This window comes from Pseudoalteromonas sp. PS1M3, assembly GCF_016865405.1.
In the GTDB taxonomy this organism is placed as follows: domain Bacteria; phylum Pseudomonadota; class Gammaproteobacteria; order Enterobacterales; family Alteromonadaceae; genus Pseudoalteromonas; species Pseudoalteromonas marina.
Genome location: NZ_AP022624.1, coordinates 2889500 through 2903262 on the forward strand (window position 1 = coordinate 2889500; position 13763 = coordinate 2903262).

General features: G+C 41.2%; 7 protein-coding genes, 6 tRNA genes, 1 other RNA gene and 1 pseudogene. 2 read left to right on the forward strand and 13 right to left on the reverse strand.

Annotated features, from left to right (window positions below; all coding sequences use genetic code 11):
- Nucleotides 1-313: 313 nt before the first annotated feature.
- Nucleotides 314-1512 (forward strand): annotated as a pseudogene (locus tag PS1M3_RS13465) (alpha/beta hydrolase-fold protein).
- A gap of 254 nt (nt 1513-1766) precedes the next feature.
- Here the strand turns inward: PS1M3_RS13465 and PS1M3_RS13470 are convergent.
- From PS1M3_RS13470 to PS1M3_RS13485, 4 genes are read right to left on the reverse strand one after another with little or no spacing between them, the layout of a single operon-like run.
- Entirely contained in the window at nt 1767-2933 is a 1167-nt protein-coding gene (locus tag PS1M3_RS13470) for an FAD-dependent monooxygenase (RefSeq protein ID WP_203984862.1), read from the reverse strand.
- Complete coding sequence (ubiH, locus tag PS1M3_RS13475; protein ID WP_203984864.1) at nt 2930-4117, reverse strand: 2-octaprenyl-6-methoxyphenyl hydroxylase; 1188 nt, start codon at nt 4115-4117, stop codon at nt 2930-2932. The genes PS1M3_RS13470 and ubiH overlap by 4 nt, the downstream gene beginning before the upstream one ends.
- A 15-nt stretch (nt 4118-4132) precedes the next feature.
- The gene (gene pepP, locus PS1M3_RS13480; protein WP_203984866.1) at nt 4133-5455 is read right to left on the reverse strand and encodes a Xaa-Pro aminopeptidase; all 1323 of its coding nucleotides are present in this window, start codon (nt 5453-5455) and stop codon (nt 4133-4135) included.
- A 33-nt stretch (nt 5456-5488) separates the two neighbouring features.
- On the reverse strand, nt 5489-6052 hold the full coding sequence (locus PS1M3_RS13485; RefSeq protein ID WP_008131954.1) for a UPF0149 family protein: 564 nt from the start codon (nt 6050-6052) through the stop codon (nt 5489-5491).
- Between the two features lie 193 nt (nt 6053-6245).
- Between PS1M3_RS13485 and ssrS the strand changes: the two genes are divergently transcribed.
- Nucleotides 6246-6428, forward strand: a non-coding RNA gene (ssrS, locus tag PS1M3_RS13490) — 6S RNA.
- A gap of 159 nt (nt 6429-6587) precedes the next feature.
- Here the strand turns inward: ssrS and PS1M3_RS13495 are convergent.
- From PS1M3_RS13495 to PS1M3_RS13535, 9 genes are all read right to left on the reverse strand, one after another.
- Entirely contained in the window at nt 6588-9671 is a 3084-nt protein-coding gene (locus PS1M3_RS13495) for an efflux RND transporter permease subunit (protein ID WP_010557864.1), read from the reverse strand.
- The gene (locus tag PS1M3_RS13500; RefSeq protein ID WP_203984868.1) at nt 9668-10963 is read right to left on the reverse strand and encodes an efflux RND transporter periplasmic adaptor subunit; all 1296 of its coding nucleotides are present in this window, start codon (nt 10961-10963) and stop codon (nt 9668-9670) included. The genes PS1M3_RS13495 and PS1M3_RS13500 overlap by 4 nt, the downstream gene beginning before the upstream one ends.
- The gene (locus PS1M3_RS13505; RefSeq protein ID WP_203984870.1) at nt 10953-12368 is read right to left on the reverse strand and encodes an efflux transporter outer membrane subunit; all 1416 of its coding nucleotides are present in this window, start codon (nt 12366-12368) and stop codon (nt 10953-10955) included. The genes PS1M3_RS13500 and PS1M3_RS13505 overlap by 11 nt, the downstream gene beginning before the upstream one ends.
- 641 nt (nt 12369-13009) lie before the next feature.
- Nucleotides 13010-13085, reverse strand: a tRNA-Thr gene (locus tag PS1M3_RS13510).
- Between the two features lie 78 nt (nt 13086-13163).
- Nucleotides 13164-13239: transfer RNA gene (locus tag PS1M3_RS13515), tRNA-Phe, on the reverse strand.
- 49 nt (nt 13240-13288) lie between these two features.
- Nucleotides 13289-13364 (reverse strand) — tRNA-Thr (locus PS1M3_RS13520).
- A 57-nt stretch (nt 13365-13421) separates the two neighbouring features.
- Nucleotides 13422-13497, reverse strand: a tRNA-Phe gene (locus PS1M3_RS13525).
- 49 nt (nt 13498-13546) lie between these two features.
- Nucleotides 13547-13622, reverse strand: a tRNA-Thr gene (locus PS1M3_RS13530).
- A 57-nt stretch (nt 13623-13679) separates the two neighbouring features.
- Nucleotides 13680-13755: transfer RNA gene (locus PS1M3_RS13535), tRNA-Phe, on the reverse strand.
- Between the last annotated feature and the right edge of the window lie 8 nt (nt 13756-13763).

Sequence of the window (13763 nt, forward strand, 5' to 3'; positions counted from 1 at the left end):
AGGCAAGGAATTAATAGTTTAAAAGCCGAAATGAGCGCGCATTTTACGCTTAGTAGGATAATTAAGCAAGCAGGTTTTTTAAGCTTTAATAGATAAGTGTTAAAGCTATTGGGTGATGGTACTCGATGCCCCGCTATCAATAAGTAAATTGAAAGTAAGTGCCTTCGTTTTTTGGAAGTCGCTGAGCTTGCTCGCACAAAAAAATCAAAGCTTTTAATTAATAAAGCCCTGTATGTGCTCCTAAAATATAAACGTTTACTCAAGCCTAAAGCCGTGCAATTATTAAGCAACACATTATTAAATAAGGATATTTATGAAGCTTTTATTATCGCTTGCCTTGATACTTACTTTTAGCACCTCTTTTTTTAGCTATTCAAACACCGCTACAACCGACATAACCGTTGGTAAAAAAGTTATTCTACAATCAAAAATACTTAACGAAGATAGGCCAATCAGCATCTTCATACCTGACACTGTAAAAGACGACCAGCCGCTTTATGTTATTTATTTACTTGATGGTATTGAGCACTTTCATACGGCGTCTGGCGTTATAAAATCCCTTGTTGATTACGAGCAAATACCTAATGCCATGCTTGTTGCTATTGATACAACTAACCGAGTTCGTGATTACTTACCTCAAGTAGAGGGTGAGCCTAAAACGGAGTTTCAAACCTTTGTTAAAAATAAATGGCCTGACGCTGGGCAAACCGACAAATTTTTAAAGTTTGTGTCTGATGAACTCATGCCATACATAAACAATAATTACTCAACTAACGGCTACAACACTTTAATTGGTCACTCTAACGCTGGTACATTAGCGCTTTATACTTTAGTTAATCAGCCTGAATTGTTTAACAACTACATAGCTATTAGCCCAAATAGTTGGTGGAGTGACGAAGAGTTAAAAAATAATATTATTAAATACACTAGAAACCCTAAAGGTGCTCAAGAGTTATTTATTAGTGTAGCGAGTGAAGGCGCACGTTTTTATACAGGCGCATTAAATACGTTAGTAAATTTAGAACAACAAATGCCCACACAGCTAAAGTGGGAATATAAGCATTACCCTACTTTAAGTCATATGGGCACCATACTTCCAGCAATTAGCGATAGCCTGATTCACTTGTTTAGCGACCTAATATTTAAAGTAACAGACGAGCATGGAAAATTTGCTGATGTATCGCTTATTACCGGTTACTACCAAGCACTGAGCGATAAGTACGGATTTGAGCTTAAAATTCCACAAGATGTGTACGTAGAATTTGCCCACCGCCAGCAAAAGTTTGGTAATACTAAAAAAGCGATAACGACGCTTAAACACTTTACTCGCGGTTACCCAAATGCAGCCTACTCCCACATGCGATTATCACAAGGGTACACAGCTGACAAACAATTTAAAGAAGCCGTTACCAGTATGAAGACGCACTAAAACTTGCTAAACAAAATTCTCGCGACCAACTGTTAATTGATGCGCTCAAAGATATGGTCAATGAAGCCCAAGCCAATTTGTAGCTGATTTTACATAAAGCGCTTTTTAACTAACGATAGTAATCACGAGCTATGCTCGTCGCGCCGCCAAGCTAAACGCCTACAGGTGAAATTAAGCTCAGTGTTAAACTTTGCATGTAGGCGCTGAGATTGCTCGCGTGAAAAGCGCAGCTTTTAATCTGTTTCACACTACTTAAAAACAAAAACCGATGTTTAAATTAAACATCGGTTTTTCTTTGCTAAAAACTGACAGCTAAAAAACTAACCGCTTGTCTTTATCACTTCCCTATCGCTTCTTTGGCGAATAGGTGTTTTATTGGGCCTAGGTTATCAACGAGTGACAGCCCGACTCCACGTATTAGCTTTTTAACCGGGTTAGCACCTTCAAATAACTCTTTTAGCCCTTGCATCATGGCTATGTGCTTTTGCGCGTCGAGCTTGCGTGTACGCTCGTAATCACGAAGTGTGCGGGTGCTTGCAAATTCTTTACTCTCACTTGTAAGTAGCTCAATTAAATACGCGGCGTCTTTTAGACCTAGGTTCATACCCAGCCCTGCCAATGGATGAATAGTGTGCGCTGCATCGCCCATTAATACTACTTTGCCGCTTACCCATTGCTGGGCGTAACGCATTTTAAGTGGAAATGCCGCGCGTTTACTTTGCACTTCACACAGGCCGCATTGGCCGTCTATGGCAGCCATTACGGCTTTATTAAAGTCGTTGTCGTCCATTGCCAGTAATTCATCACAATGGTGGGGGCTAGTAGACCACACTATTGAATGAGTATTGTCATCGCTTAGTGGTAAAAATGCTAATGGCCCCGTTGGTAAAAACACTTGTCGCGCAGTATTTGCGTGTGGCTCTTTTGTTTTTACTGTAGCAACCAATGCATGGTGATCGTAATCTTTAAAGGTCAGCGCCATATTAAATTGTTTACGAATAGCTGAATTTGCGCCATCAGCCGCCACCAGCAGCTTAGCAATAATAGGCTCGCCGCTTTTAAGGGTTACAAATACGTCTGATTCACTTTGGTGTATTTGCTGGTATTCGGTATCAAACATTAGCGTAGCATTGCTTTGCTGCTCTAGCTGTTTGATAAGTGCAAAGCGAATAATATCGTTTTCAACTATATGACCTAAATGGTCGAGCTCAAGTTGTTTGTTATTAAAGGTTATTTTACCAAAGCTGTCGGCATCGCGAACATCCATATGGGTATATGCACATGCACGCTGAGCAATAATTTGAGGCCAAACGTTTAATTGCTCTAATAATGTTTGGCTTGCAATACTTAGTGCGCTTACGCGTAAACCGTATTCATCAGTTGGAGGGGCTTGTGTTGATGCTGCATCGAGTACTACAACACTAATATTAGCCTTAGCAAGCCCAAGGGCTAACGTTAGCCCCACGCAACCACCACCAACAATACACACCTGTGTTTGCTTCATAAACGTGAACCTTGTTTAACTTGCCCCATTAATTGTTTTGCTAACGGGGCTTTTAATGCGGGAAATAAATCCATTGAAAACAAGCCAATGCTTCGCCCAAGCGCTAATACTCGAGATGAATTTGAAAACAACCTTACTAAGGCATCTGTTAAAGTCATCACTGTTTTTATATCTTGGCTGCGCAACTGGCCATACTCGCGTGTAAACGCATAGCTCCCTAACTCATTAGGGCTATTGGCAATTAAATCACTCAGTACTTGTACATCACGCAAGCCTAAATTAAAGCCTTGCCCTGCAATGGGATGAATAGCATGAGCAGCATTACCAATAACCACCGTTCGATGAGCTATTAACGATTCGGCTTGCCCATATACCAGCGGGTAGCTTGCGCGCATACCCACTTTAACAAATTGCCCTGCGCGGTAACCAAAGGCTGATTGTAATGCACTTAAAAACTCGATTTCATTTAAGTCCATGTATGAATTAATTTGCTCTTTTTCCATACACCACACCAATGAATAGCGGTTATTACTCATCGGTAATAGTGCCATAGGGCCATGCTGAGTAAAGCGTTCAAAGGCATGGTTATTATGCCCTTCGGCTACTTCTATATTGGCAATAATAGCGCCTTGCTCATAAGGCTGAGTATTAAAATTAAGGCCCAGCAATTGGCGTGTAGGAGATTGCGCGCCATCGGCTATAATAATTAGCTTGGCATTAAGTTGTTCGCCACTTTGCAAAGTCAGTGCGTTGCTATGCAACGTTTGTTTTATTTCGAGTACGCTATCAGGGCAAAATAAGCGAATGCTTGATTGCACTAACCGCTGATGAAGCGCGCGCCCAAATGGATTAACCTCAACTACATACCCTAAAGAAGGTTTTGCAAATTCAGTACTTTGAATATGGGTTTTACCAAAATGACCTCTATCAGACACGCTCACTTTTTTAATAGCAGAGGTGTAAGGGGCATTTTGATCAAATAAATTAAGTGTTTGTAAATACTCTACTGATTGCTGAGCAAGCGCAATACTTCTGTCGTCAAAGCTTGGGTGGTATTCATCGGTTACTTGGCTTGCTTCTACCACGGCAATGTTTATTGAGGGGTTTATTTTAGCAATACTAAGTGCGCAACTTGCGCCAACTAAACCACCACCAATTACTACAACATCAAACTGCTTAGCCATTGTGCTCTCCACCCGTTATGCGCTTGTAGTTTGTTGCATAAGTGCTTGAATATCGCTAATGCTTTTAGGCACGCTTAAAGTAAGGTTTTCATGGCCTGACTCGGTAACGAGTAAATTATCTTCTATACGAATACCAATACCTTTGTACTTTTGTGGCGCGTTTGAGTCTTCGCTTATATAGAGTCCTGGCTCTATGGTTAAAACCATACCAGGCTCAAATGCTCGCTCAACGTTATTTATTTTATAATCACCTACATCATGCACGTCTAACCCCAGCCAATGCCCAAGGCCGTGCATGTAATATTCTTTACAGGCTTGTTGCGCCATTAGTTCAGTAAAGTCGCCAGTTAAAATACCTAAGTCAAGTAAGCCTTGCGTTAGTACTTCCATTGCTAATTTATTAGCGTGGGACAGGTAACCACCGGGTTTAATTTCTTCAAAGGCAGCCAGTTGTGCGTTAAGAACAATATTATAAAGCGCGGATTGTTCTTCACTAAACTGGCCATTTACCGGAAATGTACGTGTTATATCGGCTGCGTAGCCTTGTAGCTCACAACCTGAATCAATAAGTACTAGATCGCCATTTTTAAGTACATCGCTATTTTGCGTGTAATGCAGAATATTAGCGTTATCGCCGCTACCTACAATTGTGCCGTAAGCCGGATGAGGTGCGCCGTTCATTGCATAATGATGATGAAGCTCTGCTTCTAATTGAAACTCAGTTGCTCCTGCATGTGAAAAGCGCATAGCTCGCATGTGGCCACGGGCGCTAATTTCACAGCTTTCGCGCATTACCTCTATTTCGCTTGGCGATTTAAACAAACGCATTTCATGAATAAGGCCGCGAATTTCTTTTAACGTACTCGGTGCTTTAAGGCCTTTGCGAGCCCCGCTACGAAGCGTACCTAAAAGCGAAAAAACTTTACTATCAAATGAATCATAAGCGCCTTGTGCAAAATAAATCGCATTTTTACCATTTAGTAGATCAAGCAGTTGCTCTTCTAAATCACTTAATGGGTAAGCCTCGTCAAATAAGTAGTCGCTTTTGGCTTTATCAAAACCAACACGTCGGCCATGCCAAATTTCGGCTAATTTGTCTTTATCAAGGCAAAATAGGGTGCTGGGTGTATCGCTGTTGTTACAAAGCACCAATACAGCATCGGGTTCGTTAAAACCGGTTAAATAAAAAAAGTCGCTGTCTTGTCTAAAAGCATAGTCAGTATCGCGGCTTCGCGTTACTTCGCTAGCAGCCGGAATAAGCGCAATGCTGTTATCGTCCATTTGTGCAAGTAAGCGTTCTCTGCGTGCTTTAAACTCTGACTTTTTTATTTCAACCATTATTAGCTAACCCGTTGTACTTTTTAATTAAGTTTAATGAAGCGTTTTTTTATCACTTTGGCTGCTTTGCTCTTTACCAAGCTCAGCAAAACAAAGTAGTGCCGATACACGTACATATTCAATAACTTCGTGAAGTGCGTTAGCATCTTCTTCGGTTTCTTCGAAAGTGGTATCTAGGCGTGTTATTTCGCTAAAGTCGCTAATTACTTCTTTCACGTCAGCCGACAGCTTACCGTAATCTTTTTGCTTTAAACCAAAACCAAGCATAAATCCCGATACCCATGATACGAGCCCATTAGCCTGATCGATGAGTGTTTCGTCATCACTTGGTAAAAATAAGTCAAACTGAAACTCTTCATCATTAAAGCTTGCAACAACTTGCTTATAAATAGTGCCAAAAAATGCTTTTAAACCATTACCGAACGATTCACCATCGTTGAATACATCGCTTAAAAGGCCTAGGTACTCCTTGTCGTCAATACTTAGTCCACATGCTAATAAACCACTAATAACACCATGCGCTTCGGCAGGAGAAACAAATATTTCGTTTTTTTCTAAAAGTAGTTGAGCTTTTTCGTAATCTGGTAAATCGTTCATAATCAAGCCTTCGCTTTGCTAGTTAAAGCAATGCTACCACTCGATAAAAAGCAACTCCAATTAATTGTATGATCACGCTCAAAAACTACGCAATAAAGTAAACAGCGAGTTAAAGGTGTGGGAAAACTAAGCGAACGACTTAATTTTTTACGTTTTGGGTTTAAGGATTGGCATATGTCTTATATACTTAATTTGTTCCCTGGGATACTGGAGCTGGGTTAAGTCCCTGAGCCGATAAATTTTATACCAGGGTTTCTGTTCGTTTACTATTGTGCAAGCTTGGCATGTACCGAGAAGCCTACGGTAAACCGCAGATTCCCGCCCTGAAACCTTCTGGTTTCAGGACTGAAACCGAGTACCGTATCTTGGGGAACACTATTATCTACTCGCGTTTTAACACGCACAATCAAACCTCTTTATCCATCTACGTTTATCTATTTAACACCTTAAATAATTTTCAATTTTGCATAGCTAAAAACAAAAAAGCTGCAGGCAATTGAATACCTACAGCTTTTGTATCAACACGTTTTGTGTATTATTTAAACCAGCCTTGAAATCGTTCCATCAACATATAATTGACTGGTACTAGCAATAAAGTAATAAAGGTCGCAAAAATTATCCCAAACCCTAAACTAACGGCCATAGGTATTAAAAACTGCGCTTGTGTGGCTTTTTCAAACAGCAGCGGCATTAAACCGATAAAAGTGGTTAAACTGGTGAGCATAACTGGGCGAAAGCGCGATGCGCCAGCAAGTTTAACTGCCTCTATTAAATCGCCGCCTTCGCTGCGTTTTTTATTAATAAAATCAACCAATACAAGCGAATCGTTCACTACGACACCTATTAACGCAAGCATACCTAGTAGGCTCATAATGGTTAAATCCATCCCCATTATCCAGTGCCCTACTACTGCGCCAATCATACCAAATGGAATAACACTCATAACAATAATTGGTTGCATGTATGACTTAAACGGAATAGCTAATAGCGCATAAATTATAAAAAATACAAACACCAGCGCCCAAGCCAATGAGCCAAACGACTCTCTTTGCTCTTTAGCTTCACCTTCGAGTTTATAATCAACCCCGGGGTATTGCTGCATTAGCTCGTCTAAGTATTGTGCGAGGTCGGCTTGAAGCACCGTCATGTTGGTGTTGTTTTTTTCTATGTCAGCCGTCACGTTTAGTGTGCGATAACGATCAATACGGTTTATGGTTGATGGGCTTTGCCCTGCAGTAAGCGTTGCCACATGCGACAATGGTACAGAACCGCCATCGGGTGTATTTATTAGTATATTTTGTAAATCAGCTATCGAGCGGCGCTCATCTATAGGTAAACGCACCATTACACGCACGTCGTCTCGTCCGCGTTGAATTCGTTGAACTTGCGAGCCAAAAAACGAATTTCGCACTTGGCCTGCCACATTTACACGATTTAAACCAAGCGCTAAACCTTGTTGTGTAAGCTCTATACGTAACTCTTCTTTACCATCAGACATACTATCGGCAATATCAAACACCGTTGGGTAAGTTGCTAAACGGTTTTTAATATTATCAGCCACATCTTGGAGTATTGTTAGCGAGGTGCCACTTAATTGAACGTCTATTGGGTCTGAACTTCGACCAATTTCAGCTCTAAATGTTAAGCTTTCAGCGCCAGGGATCACACCTATTAAATCGCGCCACTCACTTGCAAGCTCGCGTGAGCCTATGTCTGATTCACGCTTTTCTGCAGGCGTGATTTCAAAGCGTACCGCCCCAGAGTTGGATACTCCACCGCGCCCGCCTGTAGTGGCGAGTATGTTTAAAATAACGCTTTCGCCTGTATCTGGGTCGCGATATTTATCTTGTAATTGCTGGGCCTTTTCAGACATATCAATCACGTATTTATTGGTTACCTCAAACGGTGTACCCGTTGGCAGTGTTAGGTTAACCCGTACGGTTTCGCTAGGAATTCGTGGGAAAAAGATAAACTTAGTCCAACCGCTAGTGATCATGGTTAAAATAATAAAAAATACCCCAACAAATAAACTTACAGTTGCTAATTTATGGCGTAAAGCAGTGTTTAAGATAGGTTGGTAATATTTTAAAATTGCACTTTCAAAGCCATCTGCAAAGCGTTGCTGAATTGCTTCAAGCTTCGATGGTTCACCTTTTTGGTGGCGTAATTTTATGTATTTTAAATGTGCTGGTAACACAAATTTAGATTCAATTAGCGAGAACAATAACACCGGAATGACGACTACCGGAATTTGCGCAAATAAGGCGCCGCGTGCCCCTTCAATGAATGCTAAAGGTAAAAAGGCAGCAACCGTAGTCAGCACACCAAAGGTAACCGGAGTAGCCACTTCTTGAGTACCCAATATAGCAGCCTGCTCACCCGATTTTGCCGTTTTTAAATGGGTATACACGTTTTCACCAGTTACTATGGCGTCATCTACTACAATACCGAGCACTAAAATAAAGCCAAATAAGCTCATTATATTTAGCGTTACACCAAATATCGGCATCGCGATAAATGCGCCCATAAACGATACTGGAATACCAATAAATACCCAAAATGCAATTGCTGGGCGCAAAAATAGCGTGAGCAGTGCCAGAACTAAAATACCACCTTGTAGAGCATTACTGGTTAAGGTTGCGATACGGCTTTTAACTAACTCTGAATCGTCATCCCAATAGCTTAGTTTAAAACCTTGTGGTAGCGTGGCCTGCTGTTCTTCAATATAGTTTTTAACATCGTCTGCCACGGTTATCGCGCTTTGCGGGCCAATTCGGTAAACGTCTATAAACGCTGCTTGCTTACCATTAAAACGGGTACGCACTGGCGTTTCTTCAAAGTCGTCTTTTATTGTAGCAATATCACCTAGGCGAATAATTGTTCCGTCGGCTTGGTTTTTAACTACTATGCTAGCAAATTCGTCTTTGCGGTAAGCCTGCCCTTTTGAGCTAATTAGTACATCGCCACCTTCAGTTTTTAAGTTACCAGCAGAAATATCAGAACTTGAATTAGCAATCGCACTCGATATTTGCGCAAGGCTTAGGTTATATTGGCGAAGTGTGTCTTGGCTAACTTCAATGGCTAACTCATAATCTCGTACACCACTTAGCTCTACCTGCGTTACATTAGGCAAACGCAGTATTTGATCTCGCACTGTTTCTGCGTATTCACGCGTTTCTTTTTCGCCGTAATCACTTGATACAGTAACAGCTATTACTTCTCTTTTACGCTCAGCAAGCGCAACAATTGGTTTCTCTGCATCGCCAGGAAACGTATTAATCGCATCCACTCGGCTTTTAATATCAGCCAACAGCTCACGTGGGTCATAACCACTTTCAACCTCAATGGTTACAGAACCTGAGCCTTCTGACGAGCGGCTAAATATTTGTTTAATGCCCTCTAAGTCTTGCACCGCTTCTTCTATACGAATTGTTACGCCCTGCTCTACATCTTCAGGGGTTGCACCACGCAGGCTAACACCTACGCTTATCATGTCTGTTTCGAAAGACGGAAACACCTCAAGTGGTATTTTACTCGATAAACTAAATAGCCCCGACAACAACAAAGTTACTAGCAATAAATTGGCAGCAACATGGTTTTTGGTAAACCAAGCAATCATGCTTTATCTCCTTGCTTGGCTGCACGACGTTTTTTTATTAACTCTTCAACACTGATACCAAGCTCTTTTGCTTTTTGCTCAAGTTGCTCTCGCGACGGGCGCATACCTTTAGGTTTTTTTTCCTTTAGCTCTTCACCTAAAATACTCACTTTAGTGCCCGAACTCACTTGACCAAGTGGCGTGATAACCAACTTGTCGTTTGCTTTTAATCCTGTCTTGATCATTGCTTGGTTTGCGTTTTGCCATGCAAAAGTAACGTCTTTACGTTTTAGTACATCACCCTCAACTACGTAAACATAGGTGCCTTGATAAATTGTACTGTTGGGAATGATCAACGCATTTTGTACCGTTTTGCCTGCAATTTGTGCCTTAATGTATTGGCCTATTTTAATTGGGTATTGATTACTCGCGGTTGATTTATATGGGTCGTCTATTTTTGCTACCACGTAAAGTTGCTGCGCGTTTTCGTCAATTGCGCCTTCAGTGCGTGCAAGTTGGCCTTGCCATGTTTGTTCGCCCACTAAATCAGAGCTAAATTTAACTAACGAACCGGCTTGGTTTTTAGCACCATCACGGTATTGCTCTGGCAGGTTTACAAACGAAAGGTCTTTATTTTTTATTGGTAAACGAATTTCTACGCTATCAATAGCGTAAATCGTGGCAAGCTGGGTATTGTTAGTCACTACTTGGCCTAAATCGACACTGCGACTCAGTATGCGCCCAGCATAAGGTGCAGTCACTTTTGTACGCTCTAAATCAAGCTCTGCTTTTTCAAGAGTAGCTTGAGCCGATAGCACTTGTGCCTGCGCAGCTGCTAATTGCGGCTCACGTAATACAAGACTGCTGGCTTGGCTTGAACCACCAAGGCGCTTCCAATCAGTCAGTGCTTGTTGCCCGCGGGCTTTTTCTTCTAGCAAGCTTTGCTCTGCTGTGAGTAAGTTAGCTTGTGCAGATTTAACCTCTGCCTGATGATCTCTATCATCAAGCTTTAGTAACACATCGCCTTTTTCAAAAAAACCACCTTCTCTAAACTCATCACTCACGTCGATGATTTGCCCTGATGCTTGAGCAACAAGTAAGCTTTGTGTGCGAGGCTTTACTGTACCGTAGCTGTCTATCATTACTTGGTAACTTTGAGGCACAACCTCTAGTACCGACACGCTGATAGCTGCTTTTGGTGCAGAGCCAAAACGCCTCGCTTCTGGTGGGTTACTTTTGATAAAAAACACAATTAAAAGAGCGGTAACAACAACCGCGGCTGGAATAATAATTTTAGCTGTTTTAGTTTTCATCGTTGTTACTCTTTAGGTCGCTTGATGGTTTTTCAAAATCACCACCAAGGGCAACATGTAGGTTGATTCTATTTGCAATTAATTGATTCTTAATTTGTATTAATGAACTTTGCGCATCGAATGAGCGCCCTTGTGCATCCAATACTGTGGTGTAAGTGACTAAGCCACTTTGATATTGCTCAAACGATAACTGCTCGGCAGCAAGTGCATTTTTTTGCGCTTCAAGTGTGCTGGTATATTGAGCCTTTAAAGATTGCTGCTGCGAAATCGCGTTTTCTACATCGCCAAATGCATCGTACAGAGTTTGCAGATATTGTTGCTCTTGCTTTTGTGTATTTAGGCGTGCAATTTCCTCATTAGCTTGTAAACGTCCCCCCTCAAAAATAGGTGCCGAAATACTTCCTAGCAAAGACCATGCAAGGCTTGAAGGAGAAAATAAGTCACTCACTCTGTCTGTGCTATCACTTAAGCTTGCAGTTAAATTTAAACTAGGAAAACGCTGTTTATGTGCGTAAGCCAATGACGCATCGCTCGCCAATAGCTCGTACCAACTAGCAAGTAATGCAGGCTTTCGGGTAATAAGTTCAGATGGAATTCCCAGTGGAATTTCTGTGTTAATAACCGGTAAGTCATTACTTGCAGAAATTGCTCCTTTTGGGTACTCACCTAATAAACGCTCCAGTAGTCTTGCAGCACTGGATAAGCTTGCTGATTGAGTAGCTATGCGTGAACGTTCGTTATTTAGCTCATTGCGGGCTAAATAAACATCGAGCGCTTCGTTTATACCTTGGCGGTAACCCGATTCAATTATATCGAGATTTTGCTTAGCATTTTCTTCACGGCGTTTATATAAATCGAGTAGCTGCTGTGCAGACACAACATCAAACCATCCTTGAACAACATCCGAAACAAGCTGCTGTTTAGCCTGTTCAAAACGCGCTTTTTGAGCTAAATATGAAAGGTTAGCTTCACGTTTTGAATCTGACAGTTTGCCCCATAAATCAACTTCATAATTTAAGTTTAAGCTTACGGAGCTAGCATTATTATAACTAACAGGCCGATTATCTTTACTTCGGCTAGTACGCGTAGATAAATCTAAGCTAGGCCAAAGGTCTGCCCCCGACGCAATAAGTTGCTGCTTAGTAATGGCAACATCGTAGCTGGTTTGCAATAGTTGCTGATTGTTTTTAAGCGCTTGGTTAACATATTTTTTCAGCAATGGCGTGTTTAGTTGCGTTAACCATTCATCATCCACTTGCAAAACTGAACTTGCTGCTTGTTGTTGCCACTGCTTAGGAACATTACTGGGTGCTTGTTGGCGCTCCTGTGGATTTATATTACTCGCACAGCCACTGAGCAGAATCACACTAAGTGCCAATAACGTTGGCTTGTATTGCCAAATCATAATTTAACCTGAATTACTGCTATTTATGAATGTAATTCAAGCACCTTGGCTAATTTTGCTCAACTTACTTTACATAACATTACACAACTAGCGATGAGTGAACTAATAAGTGAGTTATACGGCAGGTATAGTTAAATGATCAGCAACTTTGTAAATATAAACACTATCAGATCACAACATTATTTATGTAGATTAAAATTAATTTATCAGGAAAAAATAAAGTGCTGTAAACGAGGTAGTGCAGCCTAACCAAATCGAATGGGTAACTTATACAGACTACTGATTCAGTGTTTTGATAATAGAAGTAAGTTGATAAATGGTGCCGACTAACCGAGTCGAGCGGGTAACTTGTACAGACTACTAATTCAGTGTTTTGATAATAGAAATAAGTTGATAAATGGTGCCGACTAACCAAATCGAACGGGTAACTTGTACAGACTACTGATTCAGTGCTTTGATAATAAAAGTAAGTTGATAAATGGTGCCGACTAACCGAGTCGTACGGGTAGCTTGTACAGACTACTGATTTAGTATTTTGATAATAGAAGTAAGTGGATAAATGATGCCGACTAACCGAGTCGAACGGGTAACTTGTACAGACTACTGATTTAGTGTTTTGATAATAGAAATAAGTTGATGAATGGTGCCGACTAACCGAGTCGAACGGTTGACCTACTGATTACAAGTCAGTTGCTCTACCAGCTGAGCTAAGTCGGCACACTAAATTATTTGAATGGTAGTTTTGAACAGGGGTCAAAAACAAAAAAGCCCTGCATAAGCAAGGCTTTGTATAAATGGTGCCTCGACCCGGAATCGAACCAGGGACACGAGGATTTTCAATCCTCTGCTCTACCAACTGAGCTATCGAGGCACTTAAACAGTGCTAATTAAATGTTGTTAAAACACTTAACTAAAATAAATGGTGCCGACTAACCGAGTCGAACGGTTGACCTACTGATTACAAGTCAGTTGCTCTACCAGCTGAGCTAAGTCGGCACACTAAACTGTGTGCTAAGGCACGTCATCAATTTTAAAGATTGATAAACTTATAAATGGTGCCTCGACCCGGAATCGAACCAGGGACACGAGGATTTTCAATCCTCTGCTCTACCAACTGAGCTATCGAGGCACTTAAACAGTACTAATTAAATGTTATTAAAACACTTAACTAAAATAAATGGTGCCGACTAACCGAGTCGAACGGTTGACCTACTGATTACAAGTCAGTTGCTCTACCAGCTGAGCTAAGTCGGCACACTAAACTGTGTGCTAAGGCACTTCATCAATTTTAAAGATTGATAAACTTATAAATGGTGCCTCGACCCGGAATCGAACCAGGGACACGAGGATTTTCAATCCTCTGCTCTACCAACTGAGCTATCGAGGCACTTAAAC

Bases quoted from the DNA above. Each gene is read 5' to 3' on its own strand.
- PS1M3_RS13470 (WP_203984862.1), bottom strand. From the start codon at position 2,933: ATGAAGCAAACACAGGTGTGTATTGTTGGTGGTGGTTGCGTGGGGCTA.
- ubiH (WP_203984864.1), bottom strand. From the start codon at position 4,117: ATGGCTAAGCAGTTTGATGTTGTAGTAATTGGTGGTGGTTTAGTTGGC.
- pepP (WP_203984866.1), bottom strand. From the start codon at position 5,455: ATGGTTGAAATAAAAAAGTCAGAGTTTAAAGCACGCAGAGAACGCTTA.
- PS1M3_RS13485 (WP_008131954.1), bottom strand. From the start codon at position 6,052: ATGAACGATTTACCAGATTACGAAAAAGCTCAACTACTTTTAGAAAAA.
- PS1M3_RS13495 (WP_010557864.1), bottom strand. From the start codon at position 9,671: ATGATTGCTTGGTTTACCAAAAACCATGTTGCTGCCAATTTATTGCTA.
- PS1M3_RS13500 (WP_203984868.1), bottom strand. From the start codon at position 10,963: ATGAAAACTAAAACAGCTAAAATTATTATTCCAGCCGCGGTTGTTGTT.
- PS1M3_RS13505 (WP_203984870.1), bottom strand. From the start codon at position 12,368: ATGATTTGGCAATACAAGCCAACGTTATTGGCACTTAGTGTGATTCTG.